Raw genomic sequence first — 21038 nt, 5'->3', positions numbered from 1 at the left:
TTAGAATTTGAAATTTAAGCGACTGTAATAATATGCACCTCCAAAGCCCATTTGCACAGAATCCCAATATCCTCCACCTTCAGACCAGTCGTCTTGTTGATCTGGATAGACATTGAATAGGTTATTAGAGCCAACGTTAAGCGTTAAGGCATCAGATAATTCAAAACCTAGGTTTAGATCTGTTACAATTTTGGCAGTATAGGTGTCTGTGGCTGCAGCTATCTGGTTTGCAAAGGTTCCGTATTCATCTAATGGTTCGAAAGTTTGAAAATCAATAAGAGTAACTTCACTAAATCGAGTGACGTTAAGACCTGCATTAAACCAATTATGACTAAAAGTGATCAATCCGGTAATTTTACTTTCAGGAGCAGAGGCTAATAAAAACGCTTTATCTCTCTCTCCAAAAAATGTCTGTTCATCCAAATCACCATTTTTGACATCCTTAATTACCATATTGTTGAAATTGGCTAAAACAGAAACGCCTAGCTTACTATTTCCAAAACTATCCTTGTAAGAAAGTACAAGGTCTAATCCTGTTGTTTCTGTGTCAGCACCATTCGCAAAAAACTGTGCAGAATCAACATTTGGCAACAAAGGTGCATCGAAATTACCGGTTAATACAATTCTGTCCTGAACATCTATATAATACAAATCGGCAGTAGCCGTAAACTTCGAGAAGTTTGCTGTAAATCCTAAACCTGCATTCAGTGATTTTTCTTCTTGTAAAGGACCAATTCCAAACGAGGCGGTTACTGGACTATTATTTGGCGATAATAATTGATCGGTGGCAACTCCTCCAATAAAGTTTGTAAAACGTAGATTATAATAGATCTGAGCCAATGAAGGGGCTCTGAAACCAGTACTTACGGAACCTCTTATGTTTACATTGTCTGTTACTTTGTAACGTGTCGCTAATTTACCATTTAATGTGCTTCCAAAATCACTATAGTTTTCAAATCGACCCGCTACACTTAACAAAAATGCTTCTGTTATATCAAATTCTGAGTCAGCATATAATGAAACATTAGAACGACTTCTGTCAACTTCATTATCCGGACCATATCCAGGGAACCCTTGAGAACCACCCGGTCTTACATCGCCGGTCTCAGGATCGATAGGCTGAGTTTGAGTTGAAGGATCTGTTATTAGGACTCCATTTACATCGAATGTTCCATAAGATCCTGCCTCACCTGCGAAAATTGTAAATCGCTCGGTTCTATATTCTCCACCAAACGCCAGGTTCATACCTGCCAAAACGTCTTCATAATATTTTGAAAAATCTACATTTATCGTGTTTTGAGAAAGACTATGCCCACCAGCATCGAAATCTGTTGGAGAAGCTTCTACCAAAGACGCATTTAACGTTCCCTTTATGTAATAATGGAAGTTGTTCTTTCCATAAGTATTACTCACATCCACATTCCATCCGCTGTCTGTTTTGGTTCTTACACCCGCTGAAACCGAATTATCGATAATGATAGATGTAATTCGTGGAGTATATCCATTTGGATAAATTTCTAATACAACACGTGCTTCTTCGCCTGGGTTTCTTGTAAACGCGTAGGCGTCAGTATCACGGTAGTTTCTGCCACCGAAAGCATATACTTCAGTATTCTCTGATACAGGGATGGCCATATTTCCGAAGAAATTAAAACCTTCAATTGCTGCTTCCCCAAACCCTTTTCTAAAACTGAAACCCGGACGCAAGGTTTTTTCTTTATTGATGTATTCGGTAGTGAAATTTGCAAAGCCGCCTTTTTCACCAATTCCGAAGCCATAATTAGCGCCAATTTTAAGAGATCCACCGTCAAAACTTTTGTCTTCACCAATGGCATTACCATCACGATCTGTATCTAGTCTGAAACCATCGGAATTCCAAATTGGAGAATCACTCGAATCGATATCAGCATTGGTGCTGTAGAGGCCATAACTTACACTTCCGGTTAATTCGTCGACATTGTCCCTTAAAACAATATTAATCACCCCGGCAATAGCATCACTACCATATTGTGCCGCTGCGCCATCTCTTAAAACCTCTATTCTTTTGATTGAAGACGCCGGAATGGTATTTAAATCGGTACCGGTATTCCCACGACCTCTTGTTCCAAAAATGTTAATTAAGGAGGATTGATGTCTCCTTTTTCCATTGATAAGAACCAATGTCTGATCAGGTCCTAATCCACGAAGTGAGGCTGGGTCGATATGATCGGCACCATCAGATCCGGATTGTTTACTGGCATTGAACGAAGGTGCCGCATACTGCAATAGCTCATTTATTTCAACTTTACCAAGCTGAATTCTATTGTCCTCGAGATCGATTACATCGATTGGAACTGCTGTATTTATAGCAGTACGTTTAGGGCTTCTGGAACCCACGAGCATGATTGTACTCAACGCTTCACCTTCAGATAAACTCACGTCAATTGTGCTTTGACCTGCTACATCAATTTCCTGAGTACCGAAGCCGACATAGCTAAAGACCAAAGTTGCGTCATCATTTACTGTTATGGAATAATCTCCGTTTTCTGAAGTAATGACACCGTTATTGGAGCCTTTTTCAACTACGTTAACGAAGGGCAAAGTCACTCCGGCTTCGTCGGTGACGGTACCTGAAACATCATTTTGCGAAAAGCAAATGCCCGATAGTAGGGCTACTAATAAAAATGTAATTTTTTTCATATTGGTTTGTTAAAAGTTAATTGATGTTTAAATTACAAGTTAAACTTTTGGTATTCTTCAATTAAACTTCCTTTTTATAAACAAACTTATCAAACGTTTTAATTTTGTACTTTTAAATAAAAAGCAAATATGCCAATCTGGTTACATGTTTTGATAATTGTTCTGATTGTCTATTTAGCGATTAGTATATTACTCTATTATTTACAGGAATTCTTTCTCTTTAAACCTGAAAAGCTACCAAAGGATTTTCAATTTTTGTATGAGAATCAGGTGGTGGAGGAGTACAATATCGAAACGCGAGATGGTGCTATTATTAATGGTCTTCATTTTAAAGTAGAGAAACCAATAGGGGTAGTACTGTATCTTAAGGGAAATTCGAAGAGTATTAAAGGCTGGGGAAAATTTGCTGTAGATTTTACCAGGCATAGGTACGATGTAATCATGGTGGATTATAGAGGCTTCGGAAAGAGTACCGGAAAAAGATCACAGAAAGCGATAAAGCATGATCTTCAGTTTATTTATAAAAGGATTACTGAAAAAGTTTCAGAAAAATATATAATACTCTACGGAAGGTCTCTGGGTTCGGGATTTGCAACCAAACTAGCAAGTATGAACGACCCAAAGATGCTTATCCTCGACGCACCTTATTATAGTCTTACGAATGTAACTGGTAGATATATGCCATTTATGCCATTGTCTGTCATTATGCGCTATCCTATGCCAACTTACAAATGGTTGAAATATGTAAACTGCCCGGTACGTATCATCCATGGCACTCAAGACAAGTTGATACCTTTTAAAAGTAGTGTAAAACTATCGCAGATACGCCCTAAAATAACGCGCTTGTATCCAATAATAGGAGGCGGGCATAAAAACATGAATACTTTTGAAGAATATCATAAAGTTCTAAGTGAGATTATTTTGGGTGATGAAAAAAAGATAGATTTGTCCACAACGAGTATTGGTGTGCAACATTCATATAAAAAATAAAATGCGCATTCTTAAAAAAGGACTGATTTTTGTGTTGTCCGCTTATATATTTTTATCCCTAGGACTCTATTTTATGCAGGAAAAGATCATTTTTTTACCAACTAAGCTTCAAACCGACTATAGCTACGATTTTAGTACTTCTTTTGAAGAGATTTTTCTTGATGCCCAGGATGGAGCACAATTAAACGCCCTTCACTTTAAAGCAGAAAAACCTAAAGGAATCATTTTGTATTTCCATGGAAATGCCGGTGATCTTTCAAGATGGGGGGAAATTGCTTCAGAGTACACCAAATTTGATTATGATGTTTTGGTAATGGATTATCGCACTTATGGGAAAAGTACTGGTAAACTTTCAGAAGTAGCTATGCTGCAGGATGCCCAGCTTTTTTATGATTATGTAAACGAAATGTATTCCGAAGAAAAAATAGTTGTTTTAGGAAGGTCTTTAGGAACCACTTTCGCGGCCTATGTATCTTCACGAAACAGCCCGAATAAATTAATTCTGGAAACCCCATTTTACAGTATGGAGCAAATGGCGAAACTTCGATTTCCTTATTTTCCAGTTTCTTATTTCTTGCGGTATAAGTTTCCGAGTAACGAATACATTCAAAATGTAAAGTGTCCTGTTGTAATTTTTCACGGGACCGAGGATAGTGTAGTTCCTTATGAATCTGGTGTTCAGCTATCTGAATTAGTTCCAACACCACAACTGAGTTTTATTAGTATTCCGGATGGCGACCATAACGATCTACTTTCATTTAAAGAATATAGCAAAGGCATTTCTGAAGCCCTTCAGTAATCAACAAACATTATTCAAATTTTTTAGTTAGCTCTTCAACTTTTAAAACAGTTTCCTTAAAACTCGCTGCCTTTAAAACCCGTTTAGGAGCAGCTGCTCTAACATCGCAATCGGTGATACTACAACTCTCACAAGTGACTCCAACTTTGGCCGTTGGAATGTTATGATTGGTTAAAAACGGATACTTTTTTTGAAGCGACGAAGTAAGTAAAATACCTATGCTAATGCTTCTGTAATGCCCTTTTTTAAAGGGATCTGCCGTGGCGGATGAAATAACTAGATATTGATTCTTGCTGTTCTCGTATTCTGAAATCTGAGTATTGAAAACATGTGATTTTTTCGTTGTTGAAATTTCCATCAATGTTTTTAATGAAACCCATCGACGGCAATAGTGTTCGTTGATCTCATTAGCGTGTGGTTCTTGATGATGGGTAATGTGCAACTCTTTCTTGAGATAATATTTTGGAGCCCCTTCTTCATGAGTAAAACGCAGAAAAAAGAGATTTTTGAAATTAAAATCGTTTGGAAGTATATTGGTTAAGCGTTGATAAAATGATTCGGGCGAAGCATTAAACGATTGCATCATGTTGATCATTTCCTTGTCATCCCATTTTTTTAATTGAAGGAATTTTTTTAATTCATTCTGAAGTCTTTTCCGAGGAATACACAAAGCTCCGGCAAAGTAAGAGGCTTGAAAATTTGACAGGACCTCATCGAAGCTTTTAAATTCAATCCAACTGAAGGTATACGGTCTTGTGCTAATTTCCAAGTAATTATAACCAATTTCTTTTGCAAAAATGAACGCCTTTTGAGCTTCATCCATTCGAGAAGACAACAATAATTTTTTCGATTTTGGCACATAAATGGACCTTAAATTCTCTAAACCTGGACTTTGGTCAATGGCGTCTGGAACTATAGTATAACCGTATTCTTCAACTAGAATTTCTTCAAGCTCCATGCTTTTTATATTTTCTGAAAGATCTAACTGATATGCCTCCGAAAATTGGAGAACGGCTTCCTCGATTTCTGGAAAATAATTGTTCTCGGCCTCCTGTAGAGATCGAAGAGCTGCAAGATAAAAACTTTCAATACCCAAATTGTAATTCTGGGCTATTTCAATAATAGTGCTAATAAATGCATTTACCTTAGAAGGGGCATTCGAGATTATATTGATGAGGTCCGATTCCGCAATACCGAAGACCTCTAATGGGATTTCCTTTAAAATACCCGATTGTAAAATCTCACCAATAGGAGCCAGATTCTTGTCTAATTTAGTAGAGACCATTTCGTCGTAAGTAACCTCTAGCTTTTCGGCAAGGATAAGAATCTTGTCACGCTTCGGGTATTTTTTACCATTCTCGATCTCGTTGAGATATGATTTTGAAAGTCCAGACAACTTCGAAAGCCCAAAGAGTGATAAATTTCGCTTCGTACGAATCTGCTTTAGTTTCAAACCAAAAATAAGTCGGATGTATTCTTCTTTAAGTACCATTTGTTGATTGCTAATTACATTGCGAATATACAATAAATAATAAATTTTTATAAATTAGCGAACGTTCGCTTGTTTTGTAAAATATTTTATTTTAATATTGTCTAAAATAATTTAAACGCATAGAAGTATGTCTTTCATAATAAATCAACATAAATTAAGTTTCAGCGATAAAGTGAGTAACTATTATTCTGAAATTCTCACGAACGAAGCTCTTGATTTTCTTACAGCACTTCATGAAAAGTTTAACGACCAACGCTTGGAATTACTTGAAAGAAGGGTAGTAGAGCAGCAATTGTTTGATACAGGCAAAAAACCAAAATTTCTGTCGGAGACTAAAAGTGTTCGTGAAAAGGATTGGAAGGCGGGAAGTACTCCTTCAGATCTACAAGATAGACGAGTTGAGATAACGGGTCCGGTTGATCGAAAGATGATTATTAACGCATTAAATTCCGGAGCTAACACTTTTATGGCCGATTTGGAAGATAGTACATCTCCAACCTGGGAGAATGTAATGCAAGGTCAAATTAATCTTCGCGACGCGGTGAATGGAACAATCACTTTAAAGAACGTCTTAAAAGATAAAATTTATACGCTTAACCCAACAACAGCCACCTTATTAGTAAGGCCGAGAGGGTGGCATTTGGAAGAAAAACACTTGCTAGTAAATAATGAATTGGTCTCTGCTTCCTTAATTGATTTTGGGTTGTACTTCTTTATCAATGCTAAAAGATTAATTGAAAATGGATCTGCACCTTATTTTTACCTGCCAAAACTTGAGCATCATCTTGAGGCTCGTCTGTGGAATGAGGTTTTCGAATTTGCACAAGATTATATGGAAATTCCCGTAGGAACCATAAAAGCTACTGTTTTAGTTGAAACAATTACAGCAAGTTTCCAATTAGATGAGATTATTTTTGAATTAAAGGATCATATAGTTGGGCTAAATTGTGGAAGATGGGATTACATTTTCTCCTATATCAAAAAATTAAAAGCGCATAATATCAACATCCCTGATAGGGCAGAAGTGACCATGCAATCCCCATTCATGAAGGCATATTCGCTTAGAGTAATTCAAGTGTGTCATAGAAGAGGAATACACGCTATTGGCGGGATGGCTGCGCAAATTCCAATAAAAGGTGATGACGAAGCAAATGAGGCTGCTTTCGAAAAAGTTAGAAGAGATAAACTCGCAGAGGTTAAAAACGGACACGACGGTACTTGGGTGGCACATCCTGCTCTTGTTGTTCTGGCAAAGGATATTTTCGACGAGTATATGTCAGAACCTAATCAGATTCATAAACAAATAGAAGGGCTCACCATCACAGAAGCCGATTTACTTGAGGAACCGGAAGGAGTAGTAACCGAAAAAGGAATCAGAATAAACATCAACGTTGGTGTTCTCTATATTCTTTCCTGGTTAAATGGAAATGGTGCAGCTGCACTTTATAACTTAATGGAAGATGCTGCTACTGCCGAAATCTGCAGAGCACAGTTATGGCAATGGTTACACAATGAAGTTACTTTGGAAGACGGTAGAGTTTTCAATATAGATCTATACCATGAGCTTTTTCTAAGTGAACTGATAGTTGTAAAAGACTATATAGCGCTTTATAAAATACGGGACGGAAATCTTGAAGTAGCCCTTCAGTTGTTTGAAGATCTGGTTGTTTCAGAAGAATTCAAAGACTTTCTAACCACCGACGCCTATGAGTTTCTATAGGTAAACTAAACTATAAATAGCTTCAGATTTATTCTGAATTGAAAACCATTCCGAAGAAGGAGTGAAGATAAATATTGTCAATTTTTAAATAATTATAACTTAAAACGCCTTTACTCATGAACAAAGTAGAAAGAATTCAGGAACTCATTACAGATTGGACAGTTAATCCCCGCTGGAAAGGGGTCGAACGGCCTTATACCGCAGAAGAAGTTGTGAGTTTACAAGGAAGTTATAAAATTGAACATTCGGTAGCTAAATTAGGTTCAGAAAAACTATGGCAAAAATTAAACAATCAGGATTGGGTCGCTGGATTGGGAGCGCTTACGGGAAATCAAGCCATTCAGGAAGTGGAAGCGGGACTTGAGGCCATTTATTTAAGTGGTTGGCAAGTTGCGGCCGATGCGAATGTAGCTGGACAGATGTATCCAGATCAGTCGTTGTACCCTGTCAATAGTGTGCCACTAGTGGTAAAACGTATCAACAATGCGCTGTTGAGAGCAGACCAGATTCAGACCGTGAATGGGGTTGATGACAAAAAAGACTATTTGGTTCCTATTGTAGCAGATGCAGAGGCTGGATTCGGTGGAAATCTCAATGCCTTTGAATTGATGAAAGCCATGATAGAAAGTGGTGCTTCAGGAGTTCATTTTGAAGACCAACTATCGTCTGCAAAGAAATGTGGGCATTTAGGTGGAAAGGTGTTAGTGCCGACTCAGGAAGCTATTAATAAATTAGTAGCAGCGAGGTTGGCGGCCGATGTAATGGGCGTTCCAGCCTTGATTATCGCTCGCACCGATGCCGATGCTGCCAACTTAATAACATCGGATGTAGATGAAAGAGATCGCAAATTTATCACTGGAGAACGTACTTCGGAAGGCTTTTATCATGTAAACAATGGGATTACTCAGGGTATAGATAGAGGTTTGTCGTATGCGCCTTATGCCGATCTAATTTGGATGGAGACCTCCACACCAAGCATCGAACAAGCAAAAGCTTTTGCTGAAGCTATCCATGCGCAATTTCCGGGAAAATTACTTGCGTATAACTGTTCTCCTTCATTTAATTGGGCGGCTAAATTGTCGAGAAAGGAAATGATGACATTTAGAGAAGAGCTCGCTGCTTTAGGGTATAAGTTTCAATTTATTACCCTTGCAGGTTTCCATGCTTTAAATACAAGCATGTTCGAGTTGTCATTGGCATATAAAGAATATGGAATGGCAGGCTATTCAGAATTACAGGAAAGAGAATTCGCTTTGCAGGAAAAAGGATTTAGAGCTGTGAAACACCAAACTTTTGTAGGAACAACATACTTTGATGCTGTTCAAAATGTGGTGACCGCCGGAAAGGCATCAACGGTCGCGATGAAAGATTCTACCGAAGAGGCACAGTTTTAAGTAAAATTAGTTTGAACAAAAAAGACCGTTACAATTTAAGTCGTAACGGTCTTTTTTATCGAACAACATTATTTAATTGTCATTCTTTACTTTTTTGACATTAGTTTTAGGTGCTGTCATATCCTCAGCATCCTGTACATCTTGTTGATCCTGATTCATACCAGCTTGATTCGCCGCTTTTTGCTCCTTAATCGCAGCATCGGTTTTCATAACCTCTTTTTTCGTGTAACTTTTAACGTCAGCATCATTTGGAGCATTCGGTGTAACCTTGTCTTCAACCATTTCTGAAGTTACATTCTTTTTAGTTACCACAGTAGCATCTTGATTAACAGCATTGTTATCATTAACCTGTATGATACTTTCTTCAGTATTAACATCGTTTATCACCGTGGTTTCCACATTAGTGTCTTTAACTACCACTGTTTTCGTGGTCGTTTCTTTCTTTACGTCTACGTTTTCCTGTGCATAAATAGCTCCAACGGAAAAGAGGATCGCAGCAATTGAACATGTAATTGTTTTCATCGTATTAGGTTTATTATTGATTTAGAGTAAAGATACTGCACAATATGTTAAGAATTTGCTAAACGTTAAAATATTGGTTTTGAAATCTAAAAACCATTTGCATAAAAAGCCCCAAAAGTTTAATTGAAGACTTATATTTGCACCCTTATAATCCGAAACTATATTTCGGACGACTATTTTAACAGATATTTCTATGAAAGCAGGTATAGTAGGATTGCCAAATGTTGGGAAATCCACCCTTTTTAATTGTTTGTCGAATGCGAAAGCTCAAAGCGCAAACTTCCCTTTTTGTACCATTGAACCAAATATTGGTGTTGTAAATGTACCCGATGCGCGTCTTTTAAAGTTGGAAGAATTGGTGAATCCGGAAAGAGTGTTGCCGGCTACCGTAGAGATTGTTGATATAGCCGGACTTGTTAAAGGCGCCAGTAAAGGTGAAGGTTTAGGGAATCAGTTCCTCGGAAACATACGCGAAACAGACGCTATTTTGCATGTATTACGATGCTTCGACGATGACAATATTGTGCATGTGGATGGTAGCGTGGATCCTATAAGAGATAAGGAAACCATCGACATTGAACTACAACTGAAGGATCTTGAAACAGTCGATAAAAAACTGGAAAAGGTTAAAAGAGCTGCGAGAACCGGAAACAAAGAAGCACAGAAAGAGGAAATTGCATTGGTTAAAGTAAAAGTTGGATTGGAAGCTGGTATCTCGGTTAGAGCCATAGAGTTACTAGATTCTGAAAGAGAAGATTATATCATTCAAATGCAGTTTATTACAGACAAGCCGGTGATGTATGTTTGTAATGTAGATGAAGCGGGAGCTGTGAATGGGAATGCTTATGTTGATAAGGTAAAAGAAGCTGTCGCCGGTGAAAATGCAGAAGTTATTGTTTTAGCAGTAGGAACCGAGGCAGATATTACCGAGTTAGAAACATTTGAAGAACGACAAATGTTCTTAGATGATCTGGGGCTTACCGAGCCGGGATCTGCGAAGTTAATTAGAGGAGCTTATTCATTATTAAATCTTCAAACTTATTTCACCGCTGGTGTAAAAGAAGTCCGTGCCTGGACAATTCCAGTAGGCGCAACGGCCCCACAAGCTGCAGGTGTAATACACACTGACTTCGAAAAAGGATTTATTCGCGCTGAGGTGATAAAATATGACGACTATGTAAGCTTCGGAAGTGAGGCTAAGGTCAAAGAAGCCGGGAAAATGGGAGTTGAAGGAAAGGAATACATTGTAAAAGACGGAGATGTAATGCACTTCCGATTTAATGTATAATTTTCAATTTGAAAATACTAAAAACTAATATTTTCGCCTAAAGCCTAAAGCCTAAAGCCTAAAACGTATATCTTAGCGCCATCCCGGAATAATTTTCACCAGTAAAACTCATTCCTGAGCTAGGATAGACATCTAGTTTAGCACCTTTGGTTTTATGTAATTCCGGAACAAAATATCCGGTAGCAGATCCCAAAACATACCCTATTAAGACATCAGTTAGAAAGTGTTGTCCTGCCTCAATTCTTAAATATCCTACTGTTGCCGGCAATACAGCTGCTCCTGCCCATAGATATGGTGTAGCCGGAGAGTCTGGATTAAAATCACTGTATACTTTAACGGCAAAAAATGTAGCTGTGGCTGTTGCCGCGACATGACCAGAATAGAATGAACGTTGCCCGTTGTTTTTAAGTCGTCTTCCTAAATCGGTATCGCCGCTTTCATCATATACATAAGGTCGGGATTTATCGACTAATCCAGCTGCAATTGTAAAAAGACCGGCTGTGGTAGCTAAGCTTTCAATATACATCCCTGCAATTTTACCGGTATGATCATTTGCTTCGTCGTCGAATAACATAATAAATGGAGTTGCAAACGCTAAAGCAAATGGAATGTCACTTAATTTACTTGCATCTTCATCGTGCTTACCGGCAGCCCAGCGATTAATGCCACTAATGTCTTCTTTGTTTGGTAATGCAGAGGCATCTGTTCCTAAATCATCTTTATTTTGTATCAAAGTAAAACCATAAGCAGTTGCACCTAGGGAGGCGCCAAGCCAAATCCCATCTTTTACCCAGTCCCATTCATAGGGGCTGACGCTAGATTGCGCGTTGATTGAAGAATAAGAAAGAAGAATTGCTAAGGCTAGTGTAAGTTTTTTCATGAATTGAAAATACTTCAAATCAATCTAGGTACGTTAACATTTAACAATTTAGTAGGAATTATTTATGGAATTTTTAAGTTTTGAGTTTTTGCTGAAATTCTGCTTTTGATATGAAAGTTCTGGCACTCATCTTACTAACAATGGCTTTTATTTATTGTTAATTACTTTCCCTGAAATGGGTTTTAAGTTTTACAGTATAATTTTATATTCGTGCCACACCCTTTATTTTATGGCAGAAACGAATTATACAGAAGATAATATACGCTCCCTGGACTGGAAAGAGCATATTCGCATGCGTCCGGGAATGTATATTGGAAAGTTAGGTGATGGTTCTTCGCCCGATGATGGTATTTATATTTTATTAAAAGAAGTACTTGATAACTGTATCGATGAGTTTGTAATGGGTGCCGGAAAGACCATCGAAATCCGAATTAAAGATAAAGAGGTAAAAGTTCGTGATTACGGACGTGGAATTCCGTTGGGGAAGGTAGTTGATGTAGTTTCCAAAATGAATACGGGTGGAAAATACGATAGCCGTGCTTTTAAAAAATCTGTTGGATTAAATGGAGTAGGAACCAAGGCGGTAAATGCATTATCTTCCTTTTTTAAGGTTGAATCTGTTCGCGATAATCAGATGAAATATGCCGAATTCTCCCAAGGTGTAATTACAACGGATTCTTCAGTCGAAGAATCAACAAAGAGAAAAGGAACCAAGGTAGTTTTTATTCCGGATGAGGAAATCTTCAAAAACTATAAGTATCGCACCGAGTATGTTTCAAAAATGCTTAAAAACTATGTGTATCTCAACCCGGGATTGACTATAGATTTTAACGGTGAAAAATTCTTTTCAGAAAATGGACTTAAAGACCTTCTTGAAGATAATACCTCTCAGGACGATATGCTCTATCCAGTTATTCATCTAAGAGGTGAGGATATTGAAGTGGCGCTTACTCACAGTAAAACGCAGTATAGTGAGGAGTATCACAGTTTTGTAAACGGACAAAATACTACTCAGGGTGGAACGCATTTAGCGGCTTTTAGAGAGAGTTTGGTGAAAACGATCCGTGAGTTCTTCGGAAAAAATTACGATGCCAGTGATATTCGTAAATCTGTTATTTCGGCCATTAGCATAAAAGTAATGGAGCCTATTTTTGAAAGTCAGACGAAAACAAAACTCGGTTCTACCGATATGGGAGGCGACTTACCAACGGTACGTACTTTTATCAATGATTTTTTAAAAACTTACCTCGATAATTATCTGCATAAAAATCCTGCGACAGCCGAAAGTCTGCAACGCAAGATCATGCAGGCAGAGCGAGAACGAAAGGAACTGTCCGGAATTCGGAAGCTGGCGAAGGATCGTGCTAAAAAAGCAAATCTTCATAATAAGAAGTTAAGAGATTGCCGAGTACACCTGGGTGATTTAAAGAATGAAAGAAATCTGGAATCCACACTGTTTATTACCGAGGGTGACTCGGCAAGTGGAAGTATTACAAAAAGCCGAGATGTAAATACACAGGCGGTTTTTAGTTTAAAGGGGAAGCCACTTAATAGTTACGGACTTTCAAAGAAGATAGTCTATGAAAATGAAGAATTTAACCTGCTTCAGGCGGCGTTGAATATTGAGGAAAGCATGGAGGATTTGCGATACAATAATATCGTAATCGCTACGGATGCCGATGTCGATGGGATGCACATACGCTTACTATTGATTACCTTTTTCCTTCAGTTTTTTCCTGAAATGATTAAAGAGGGGCATTTGTATATACTTCAAACGCCATTATTTAGAGTTAGAAATAAGAAGAAAACGATTTACTGTTATTCCGAAGAAGAGAGAAGAGATGCCATGGAAGAGCTAAAACCAAAACCTGAAATCACCCGATTTAAAGGGCTTGGTGAGATTTCTCCAGATGAATTTGTGCATTTTATTGGCGAAGATATCCGATTGGATCCAGTGATGTTGGATAAGTCAATGAGTATCGAGGAATTACTATCCTTCTATATGGGAAAGAACACTCCGGATCGGCAAAAATTTATCATTGATAATCTAAAATTTGAAGTTGATAAAGTGGAGGAGTAGTCATGGTAAAAGTTGTCAAAACAGGAATTATAATAAGTTTAATTGGTTTTTTAGCATTTAGTTGTTCTAAAAAAAAGGAGTGCGCTTCTATTCAACCAATTCAGCCAATTGCCAGTTTTCAGATTGTTGATGCGAATGGTCTTAATTTAATTGGAGATGGATTAACGTATGATTTTGAAGATATTCAATTGTTTAATGATGCTTTAGATATTCCTTTAGGAATTAATTTCTCTCAGAATGGAGATGAAGCGGCGATATGGTTTGATTATTTTCAGTTGATATCCGGAGAAGCATATAATCTTAAATTAAACGATACAGAAACCGACATTTTAAGATTTCAATTTTATATTGAGGAAGGTAATTGTTTTGATTTGAAGTTAATTGAAAATGTTAACTTAAATAATATTCAACTAGACTTAAGTGGTACCAACTCGAATCGCTTATTTGTCATTGTGAAGTAATCTAAACTATAAAAAGTATTAAAAACTGTGGACGAAAATCCAAACAACGAAGAAGAAATAACTGGCCCTGATTATTTAGGAGCCAATGAAGATACATCGGGAGATACCATTACAAAGGTCACCGGAATGTATCGTGATTGGTTTTTGGATTATGCCAGCTACGTAATATTAGAGCGTGCTGTGCCCGCAATAGAAGATGGTTTTAAGCCGGTGCAGAGACGTATTATGCACTCGTTAAAGGATCTTGATGATGGTCGTTATAACAAAGTAGCAAATATCGTGGGTCATACCATGCAGTATCACCCTCACGGGGATGCGAGTATTGCTGATGCCATGGTGCAGATTGGACAGAAAGATCTTTTAATTGATACTCAGGGAAACTGGGGAAATATACTAACTGGCGATAGAGCAGCGGCTTCTAGATATATTGAAGCTCGACTCTCAAAATTTGCGTTAGATGTAGTTTACAATCCGAAAATTACGGGTTGGCAAGCGTCTTATGACGGTCGTAGAAAAGAACCGATTAATCTTCCTGTGATGTTTCCAATGCTTCTGGCACAAGGGGCTGAGGGGATTGCAGTTGGACTTTCGACCAAGGTGCTTCCGCATAATTTTATTGAGCTGATAGAAGCTTCCATTAAGCATTTACAGGGGAAGCGATTTACAATATTGCCAGATTTCCCAACGGGCGGAATCATGGATGCAACAAATTATAACGATGGTTTACGTGGTGGGAAAATCCGAAGTCGGGCGCGTATTGTGCAACATGATAAAAATACACTCGCTATTAATGAAATTCCCTTCGGAAGCAATACGTCGTCATTGATAGATTCTATTCTGAAGGCGAACGATAAAGGGAAGATCAAGATTAAAAAGATTGAGGATAACACTGCAGCCGATGTAGAGATACTTATTCATATTCCTAGTGGCATTTCACCAGATAAAACCATAGATGCTCTTTACGCCTTTACCAATTGTGAAACGTCTATTTCACCATTAGGCTGTGTAATTGAGGACAACAAGCCACTTTTTGTTGGTGTGACCGAAATGTTGAGACGCTCAACAGATCGAACGGTTGCACTACTTAAAAGTGAATTGGAGATACAGTTGCACGAATTGGAAGAGCAATGGCATTATGCTTCTCTGGAACGTATATTTATTGAAAACAGAATTTATCGCGACATTGAAGAGGAAGAAACTTGGGAGGGAGTTATCAAAGCAATCGATATAGGTTTAAAGCCTTTTACAAAACATTTGAAGCGTGCTGTTACCGAAGATGATATCGTTCGGCTTACAGAAATACGTATTAAAAGAATTTCAAAATTTGACAAAGACAAAGCAAATCAACGTATTGAATCACTGGACGATAATATAGTTCAGGTGAAGCATCACTTGAATAACCTAATCGAATACGCAATTGATCATTTCAAGCGATTGAAGAAAGAATATGGAGATGGAAAAGAGCGTAAAACTGAAATCAGGGTGTTCGATGATATAGAAGCTACCAAAGTGGTGATTCGAAATACTAAGTTATATGTGAATCGAGAAGAAGGATTTGTAGGAACCAGTCTAAAACGTGATGAATATGTAACCGATTGCAGTGATATTGATGACATCATTGTATTTACTGAAAGCGGGGTTATGATGGTGACTAAAGTTGATGCCAAGACCTTTATCGGTAAGGGAATACTTCATGTAGCTGTCTTTAAGAAAAAAGACAAAAGGACTATTTACAATATGATTTATAAGGATGGTCCAAAAGGGCCAACTTATGTGAAGCGTTTCAATGTAACGGGTACAACCCGCGATAAAGAATACGATCTTACCAATGGTAGCAAAGGGTCCAGTGCATTGTACTTTACGGCTAACCCGAATGGCGAAGCAGAAGTGGTGACTGTGTTGCTACGTCAAAGTGGAAGTATAAAGAAATTGAAATTCGATCTTGATTTTGCCGATCAGTTGGTAAAAGGTCGAAATTCTAAAGGGAATATCGTTACGAAGTATTCGGTAAAGCGAATTGAACTCAAGGAAAAAGGACTTTCTACTTTAAAACCACGTAAAATATGGTTCGATGACACCGTGCAGCGTCTCAATGTTGACGAAAGAGGTGAATTGTTGGGCGAATTCAGAAAAGAGGATAGGTTGTTGATTGTCAATCAGAAGGGTGTAATGAAAACGCTAATTCCGGAGCTTACCTTGCGATTTGATGACGATATGATTGTTTTGGAAAAATGGGAGCCTAAAAAGCCCATAACTGCGGTTTATTGGGAAGGTGAAAAAGAGCTGTTCTATGTGAAGCGATTTATAATTGAACATCCTGACAAAGAAGAATTTATTATTACCGAACACCCAAAATCATACCTGGAACGCTTATTCACTGATTACCGCCCGGTTGCCGAAATTGTCTTCGCTAAAAACAGAGGAAAAGACCGACAAGAAAACATGGAAGTTGATCTCGAAGAATTTATTTCTATTAAGGGTATATCTGCAATGGGAAATCAGTTAACAAAGGATAAAGTTTTAGAGATTAACGCCTTAGCGCCATTGCCTTATGAAGCTCCAGAGCCTGTGGTGCCTGAAGAAATAGAAGTAATAGATGAAGAAGCGGTGGGTGCTGATGATGCTTCAGAAAATGAAAACGGATCAAAACCTACTTCCGAAGAAAATAAAAAAAGTAACGAAGAGGAGCCACCAACAGATGATGAAGGTCAAACCTTATTGTTTTAAGATGATATGAAGAGTTTTATTAGAGAGTTTAAGGATTTTGCTGTAAAAGGTAATATGATCGATATGGCGGTAGGTATCATCATTGGTACTGCCTTTAATAATGTCGTCAATACTATCGTAAAGAAGGTAGTAATGCCCCCTTTGTCATTGCTAACGGATGATGTGAATCTCGCCAACCGAACCTATGTTTTACGAGAAGCTTCCGAAGGAATGGAAGAAGTTGCAATAGGTTATGGTGCCTTATTTGAAGCTTTGATTGATTTCATAATCATAGCATTTACTATTTTTATCGTTATAAAGTTTATCAATCGGTTTAAGAAAAAAGCAGAAGATCCAAAGAATAAAACGGTGGAGACACCTAAAAACATTGAACTTCTTTCAAATATTGAAAAATTAATGGAAGAGCAGAACAAAATTCTCTCTAAAAAGAATTAATTCATCTTGCGATCAATGAGTCATCAGGGTATGGGTGGCTTGAGCTATTTTATTATCACTCTTTTCCTTCTAACAGATGTTTAAGCCCAGTAAATAGCGCATTTTCTGCTGCGTCATATTCTCCATCAACATGAAAAAGCATTTTCATTTCTTCAACAAGATCATGAATCTGTTCCTTATTATAACCTAAACGATCGATAGCGGCTTCAATTTTCTGAATACTTTGGTAATCATTATCAATCTCGAATTCTTCGTGTATTGATTTATAATGCTCCTTATCCACTTTTGATCGTATTAACTCTACTTCTTTTTCAGATTCAATAAAATCGGCATGAGCGCAATACAATAAGAGATATGCGCTTAATTCTTGGCGGGTCCAGTTGGTTTTAAAGTCGTGCATCTGTAATATTCTTTTAGTTAGTGTTATTCTTCATCCTTTGGTCTTGTAGTGACAATTGATGAGGTTCGTTTTCGGTATCGCATGTTGATAAATTCAATAAATAGTGAAAATGCAATGGTAAAGTACAAATAACCTTTAGGAATGGCTCCTATTTCAGATCCAAATACCTCTAAATGTACTAAATGTGCGGCTTCTGTAATTAACATAAAACCTATTAATATTAAAAAAGCCAATCCGAGCAGTTGTACTGTTGGATGTTCATTAACAAATCGACCTACTGGTGCTGCAAAAATCATCATTATAATTACAGAAATCATTACAGCAATGATCATGATAATTAAAGCGTCTGTAGGGGTGTTTCCTATGCCATTCGTCATTCCCACAGCTGTGAGTATGGAATCGAAAGAGAAGACAATATTGATCAGGCATATTTGAATAACCGCTTGGGTAAGAGTAGTAGATCGTTTTTTGATCACTTCTCTTTCGTCATGACCTTTATCTTCTACTTTTTCATGAATTTCACTCGTACTTTTATATAACAAAAAGATACCTCCTAAAAACAATATAATTCCTTGTCCGCTAATCCCTGCGCTCATCCAGGAAAGATCTATAATCCAAAATGGTGCTTCCATCGCGACTAACCACGAAATACCGAACAGCAAAATAATACGGATAAGCATTGCCAGGAACAGCCCTATATTTATAGCTTTTTTCTGATGTTGTGCCGGAAGTTTACTTGCCGCCAATGAAATAAAGATAATATTGTCGATCCCTAGAATAATTTCTAAAAAAGTAAGGGTCAAAAGTGCAACTAAGGCGTCAGGTGAGGTTAAAATTTCAAACATAGGTGCTCGTAAATTTGTATTTTATTAAAACTTATTCGAAATTATCTGTTGTTTTCCTGGCTGTTCCACGAAACACGGTCATTTTCTCATTTTCTTTTTTAATCACTTTTTTGTACTGAAAGTCATAACTATCACCAGTTGTACTCAGTATTTTGAAGTGAATGGCCTGTTCCTCCGCCATGTTAACAGGATTCTTCTTTACAGAAATCCACTCACAATCATTAATCCATCGAACATAAGAAGTGTCCGCTTTCCCTCTAAAATAATCAATTTCTATGGAATCTTTTCGTACAAATGTGGTTGTTTGAATCTCTGTTCCTACCATAGTTTCAAACTCGAAGCTGCCGGTACGAAAGTCATCACAGCTTCGTTCTGCGTTATAACAGCTACTTAGAGATAAAATTAGTAAAAGGATAAGGGGAAATCGCATAGAAAATTTTTATACAAATTTCTGAAATTTTCGTGAAACTAATTAGTTTTCGTACGCTTTAAAGCTTCCATCTCTGTAGAAAACTACGATTCGCTCTATTTGTTTTTCGGAAGTCGTTGTTTTTACTTCGGAAAAATTAGATGGTATATCGATAATTTCTTTTTTATCTAATTTCTGAAGTGGGGCAGAAGTGATTTTTTTTTCTGAAGGGAAACTGCCTTTGCCATTTAGCAACCAATATAATTCTACCTCGGGATATTTCTGAAGCACCTTCATTACGAATTCTAAACTAGGCTTATTTCTGCCAGAAAGGAGGTGGGAAATCGTAGAACGATTAAAGTCAATTTCTTCCGAAAAAGCAGTAGCAGATACCCCGTAAAAATCGAGTACCTTTTGCAGTCTTTTTGAAAAATCTGAAGTGTTTACCATTGTAAACGGTTGTTTTAAGGATAACGGTTACAAATGTAAATTATTACTTCCTGAAGTACAATTATTTCTTTCCAAAGTATCAATTATTTTTAAATTATAACTTTATATTGAGTTAGTTAAAATGCTGAAAATAATATAATTAAATCATATTTTTATAATTTAGTTAAAAAATATAAATAGCCTAGATCCAAAGTGCTTCGTTTTGTTTACAATACCACACAAAATGTGACATATCTCTTGTTTACATTTGTAAACAAAGCAATGTTTACCTTTGTCACAAGACATTCTAACTATGAATATTGTAAGCTGGTATACCACCTATTTTGAAGCAAGAATAAGTGGTAGATATATTACCCTGAATCACATACTTCCTATCCTGGATTCTTACAAAAATTCGTTTGAGATTTCTGTTGCAGGAACTTCGGAATTGGGAAAAAATATTCCACTTATTAAAATAGGGAATGGAAAAAAAAGAGTTTTGGGTTGGTCACAAATGCACGGAAATGAAAGTACAACCACTAAGGCAATTTTTGATTTTTTGAAGTTTATAGATCAAAAAGAATTTTTTCAGAAAGAGATTCAGGCATTTTTAAATGAATACACCTTCTTCATAATTCCAATTTTAAACCCGGACGGGGCAAAATTATACACTCGTGTTAATTCAAACAAAATTGATCTTAACAGAGACGCTAAGGATTTAAGTCAGAAAGAGAGTAAGGTAATAAGGAAGGTGTTCGAAGAAATAAAGCCTGATATTTGTCTCAATCTACATGATCAGCGTTCAATATATGGTGTCGATACAGGAAAATCGGCCACGGTTTCATTCTTAGCGCCTTCAGCCGATGCAGAAAGATCAGTGACAGCTTCTAGAGTAACGGCAATGGAGCATATTGTTAGAATGAATCAACGATTACAGCGATTAATTCCGAAGCAAATAGGACGATATGACGATGGCTTTAATCAAAATTGCATTGGTGACACCTTCCAAATGCTAAATGTCCCCACCATCCTTTTTGAAGCTGGACATTATGAAAACGACTACAATAGGGAAGTTACAAGGGAATTTATTTTTTATGCTTATTTGGAGTTATTTGGGATTACAAACGCTTCAGAAGACGAAATTGACTATAAAGATTACTTCAAAATACCTCAAAACGAAGATAATTTCAGAGATTTGATTCTTCGAAACGTTGGTCTAGTAGAGAATGGGAAGCCCGTAGATATTGTTATTCATTTTTCCGAAGTGCTGGAGAAAAATAAGATTAAGTTTCATGCTGTGATTGAAGGTAAAACAGTAAATACTTCACTTAAAGGTCACAAAGAGATTGATTTAAAAGGTGAGCGTATTTTAATAAATTCACATAAAAATATTGATCTTGGACAAAATGTCACTACAATTGTTAAAGAAAGTGATACTTCTTTCGTTATTTTTCCGTTAAAATGATTTTTTATTAGTTATTTCATATT

18 protein-coding genes are annotated in these 21038 nt (G+C 37.1%); 10 read left to right on the top strand and 8 right to left on the bottom strand.

The genetic code is table 11. The features are described from left to right. Positions 1 to 2679: a TonB-dependent receptor gene (locus tag BXY75_RS06655; RefSeq protein WP_121906936.1), complete on the bottom strand. Its 2679-nt coding sequence runs from the start codon at positions 2677 to 2679 to the stop codon at positions 1 to 3. A gap of 129 nt (positions 2680 to 2808) precedes the next feature. Here BXY75_RS06655 and BXY75_RS06650 point away from each other — a divergent pair, with 129 nt between their 5' ends. Beyond that, entirely contained in the window at positions 2809 to 3669 is an 861-nt protein-coding gene (locus BXY75_RS06650; RefSeq protein ID WP_121906935.1) for an alpha/beta hydrolase, read from the top strand. Between the two features lies 1 nt (position 3670). After that, the gene (locus BXY75_RS06645) at positions 3671 to 4468 is read left to right on the top strand and encodes an alpha/beta hydrolase (RefSeq protein WP_121906934.1); all 798 of its coding nucleotides are present in this window, start codon (positions 3671 to 3673) and stop codon (positions 4466 to 4468) included. A 10-nt stretch (positions 4469 to 4478) separates the two neighbouring features. Here BXY75_RS06645 and BXY75_RS06640 read toward each other — a convergent pair whose 3' ends face one another. Further along, positions 4479 to 5960, bottom strand: coding sequence for a helix-turn-helix domain-containing protein (locus tag BXY75_RS06640; protein ID WP_121906933.1), 1482 nt, complete (start codon positions 5958 to 5960; stop codon positions 4479 to 4481). A gap of 127 nt (positions 5961 to 6087) precedes the next feature. On the opposite strand from BXY75_RS06640, the gene aceB reads away from it, so the two are divergent. Next, positions 6088 to 7680 carry a malate synthase A gene (gene aceB, locus BXY75_RS06635; protein ID WP_121906932.1) on the top strand — a complete coding sequence of 531 codons (1593 nt, stop codon included), beginning with the start codon at positions 6088 to 6090 and terminating at the stop codon, positions 7678 to 7680. Between the two features lie 116 nt (positions 7681 to 7796). After that, positions 7797 to 9074: an isocitrate lyase gene (aceA, locus tag BXY75_RS06630; RefSeq protein ID WP_121906931.1), complete on the top strand. Its 1278-nt coding sequence runs from the start codon at positions 7797 to 7799 to the stop codon at positions 9072 to 9074. 72 nt (positions 9075 to 9146) lie between these two features. Here aceA and BXY75_RS06625 read toward each other — a convergent pair whose 3' ends face one another. Beyond that, a complete protein-coding gene (locus BXY75_RS06625) occupies positions 9147 to 9596 on the bottom strand; it encodes a hypothetical protein (protein ID WP_121906930.1) in 450 nt (149 codons plus the stop codon). A 193-nt stretch (positions 9597 to 9789) separates the two neighbouring features. Here BXY75_RS06625 and ychF point away from each other — a divergent pair, with 193 nt between their 5' ends. Then, complete coding sequence (gene ychF / locus BXY75_RS06620) at positions 9790 to 10884, top strand: redox-regulated ATPase YchF (RefSeq protein WP_121906929.1); 1095 nt, start codon at positions 9790 to 9792, stop codon at positions 10882 to 10884. Between the two features lie 58 nt (positions 10885 to 10942). On the opposite strand, the gene BXY75_RS06615 is transcribed toward ychF, so the two are convergent. Next, entirely contained in the window at positions 10943 to 11764 is an 822-nt protein-coding gene (locus tag BXY75_RS06615; protein ID WP_121906928.1) for a phosphatase PAP2 family protein, read from the bottom strand. A 229-nt stretch (positions 11765 to 11993) separates the two neighbouring features. Here BXY75_RS06615 and BXY75_RS06610 point away from each other — a divergent pair, with 229 nt between their 5' ends. The 4 genes from BXY75_RS06610 to mscL are packed head-to-tail and all read left to right on the top strand — an operon-like array spanning position 11994 to position 17467. Then, a complete protein-coding gene (locus BXY75_RS06610) occupies positions 11994 to 13844 on the top strand; it encodes a DNA topoisomerase IV subunit B (protein ID WP_121906927.1) in 1851 nt (616 codons plus the stop codon). Positions 13845 to 13846: 2 nt separating this feature from the next. Continuing rightward, on the top strand, positions 13847 to 14305 hold the full coding sequence (locus BXY75_RS06605; RefSeq protein WP_121906926.1) for a hypothetical protein: 459 nt from the start codon (positions 13847 to 13849) through the stop codon (positions 14303 to 14305). 57 nt (positions 14306 to 14362) lie between these two features. Further along, positions 14363 to 17032, top strand: a complete 2670-nt coding sequence (locus BXY75_RS06600) for a DNA gyrase/topoisomerase IV subunit A (RefSeq protein WP_245962949.1) — start codon at positions 14363 to 14365, stop codon at positions 17030 to 17032. 6 nt (positions 17033 to 17038) lie between these two features. Further along, positions 17039 to 17467, top strand: coding sequence for a large-conductance mechanosensitive channel protein MscL (gene mscL, locus BXY75_RS06595; RefSeq protein WP_121906924.1), 429 nt, complete (start codon positions 17039 to 17041; stop codon positions 17465 to 17467). A gap of 55 nt (positions 17468 to 17522) precedes the next feature. On the opposite strand, the gene BXY75_RS06590 is transcribed toward mscL, so the two are convergent. From BXY75_RS06590 to BXY75_RS06575, 4 genes are read right to left on the bottom strand one after another with little or no spacing between them, the layout of a single operon-like run. Beyond that, entirely contained in the window at positions 17523 to 17867 is a 345-nt protein-coding gene (locus BXY75_RS06590) for a hypothetical protein (protein WP_121906923.1), read from the bottom strand. 23 nt (positions 17868 to 17890) lie between these two features. Continuing rightward, positions 17891 to 18712 (bottom strand): TerC family protein, encoded by an 822-nt coding sequence (locus BXY75_RS06585; RefSeq protein ID WP_121906922.1) that lies wholly within the window; start codon positions 18710 to 18712, stop codon positions 17891 to 17893. A 31-nt stretch (positions 18713 to 18743) separates the two neighbouring features. After that, positions 18744 to 19142, bottom strand: a complete 399-nt coding sequence (locus tag BXY75_RS06580; RefSeq protein WP_121906921.1) for a DNA topoisomerase IV — start codon at positions 19140 to 19142, stop codon at positions 18744 to 18746. Positions 19143 to 19184: 42 nt separating this feature from the next. After that, positions 19185 to 19571 (bottom strand): helix-turn-helix domain-containing protein, encoded by a 387-nt coding sequence (locus tag BXY75_RS06575; protein WP_121906920.1) that lies wholly within the window; start codon positions 19569 to 19571, stop codon positions 19185 to 19187. A gap of 292 nt (positions 19572 to 19863) precedes the next feature. Between BXY75_RS06575 and BXY75_RS06570 the strand changes: the two genes are divergently transcribed. Beyond that, positions 19864 to 21015 (top strand): M14 family metallopeptidase, encoded by a 1152-nt coding sequence (locus BXY75_RS06570; RefSeq protein ID WP_121906919.1) that lies wholly within the window; start codon positions 19864 to 19866, stop codon positions 21013 to 21015. Positions 21016 to 21038: the final 23 nt, after the last annotated feature.

This window comes from Ulvibacter antarcticus (assembly GCF_003688405.1).
Classification (GTDB): domain Bacteria; phylum Bacteroidota; class Bacteroidia; order Flavobacteriales; family Flavobacteriaceae; genus Ulvibacter; species Ulvibacter antarcticus.
This window is presented reverse-complemented; position numbering and strand designations above follow the sequence as displayed.

Excerpts from the sequence above, each read along its gene's own strand:
- BXY75_RS06655 (WP_121906936.1), bottom strand. The coding sequence starts at position 2,679 with ATGAAAAAAATTACATTTTTATTAGTAGCCCTACTATCGGGCATTTGC.
- BXY75_RS06650 (WP_121906935.1), top strand. The coding sequence starts at position 2,809 with ATGCCAATCTGGTTACATGTTTTGATAATTGTTCTGATTGTCTATTTA.
- BXY75_RS06645 (WP_121906934.1), top strand. The coding sequence starts at position 3,671 with ATGCGCATTCTTAAAAAAGGACTGATTTTTGTGTTGTCCGCTTATATA.
- BXY75_RS06640 (WP_121906933.1), bottom strand. The coding sequence starts at position 5,960 with ATGGTACTTAAAGAAGAATACATCCGACTTATTTTTGGTTTGAAACTA.
- aceB (WP_121906932.1), top strand. The coding sequence starts at position 6,088 with ATGTCTTTCATAATAAATCAACATAAATTAAGTTTCAGCGATAAAGTG.
- aceA (WP_121906931.1), top strand. The coding sequence starts at position 7,797 with ATGAACAAAGTAGAAAGAATTCAGGAACTCATTACAGATTGGACAGTT.
- BXY75_RS06625 (WP_121906930.1), bottom strand. The coding sequence starts at position 9,596 with ATGAAAACAATTACATGTTCAATTGCTGCGATCCTCTTTTCCGTTGGA.
- ychF (WP_121906929.1), top strand. The coding sequence starts at position 9,790 with ATGAAAGCAGGTATAGTAGGATTGCCAAATGTTGGGAAATCCACCCTT.
- BXY75_RS06615 (WP_121906928.1), bottom strand. The coding sequence starts at position 11,764 with ATGAAAAAACTTACACTAGCCTTAGCAATTCTTCTTTCTTATTCTTCA.
- BXY75_RS06610 (WP_121906927.1), top strand. The coding sequence starts at position 11,994 with ATGGCAGAAACGAATTATACAGAAGATAATATACGCTCCCTGGACTGG.
- BXY75_RS06605 (WP_121906926.1), top strand. The coding sequence starts at position 13,847 with ATGGTAAAAGTTGTCAAAACAGGAATTATAATAAGTTTAATTGGTTTT.
- mscL (WP_121906924.1), top strand. The coding sequence starts at position 17,039 with ATGAAGAGTTTTATTAGAGAGTTTAAGGATTTTGCTGTAAAAGGTAAT.
- BXY75_RS06590 (WP_121906923.1), bottom strand. The coding sequence starts at position 17,867 with ATGCACGACTTTAAAACCAACTGGACCCGCCAAGAATTAAGCGCATAT.
- BXY75_RS06585 (WP_121906922.1), bottom strand. The coding sequence starts at position 18,712 with ATGTTTGAAATTTTAACCTCACCTGACGCCTTAGTTGCACTTTTGACC.
- BXY75_RS06580 (WP_121906921.1), bottom strand. The coding sequence starts at position 19,142 with ATGCGATTTCCCCTTATCCTTTTACTAATTTTATCTCTAAGTAGCTGT.
- BXY75_RS06575 (WP_121906920.1), bottom strand. The coding sequence starts at position 19,571 with ATGGTAAACACTTCAGATTTTTCAAAAAGACTGCAAAAGGTACTCGAT.
- BXY75_RS06570 (WP_121906919.1), top strand. The coding sequence starts at position 19,864 with ATGAATATTGTAAGCTGGTATACCACCTATTTTGAAGCAAGAATAAGT.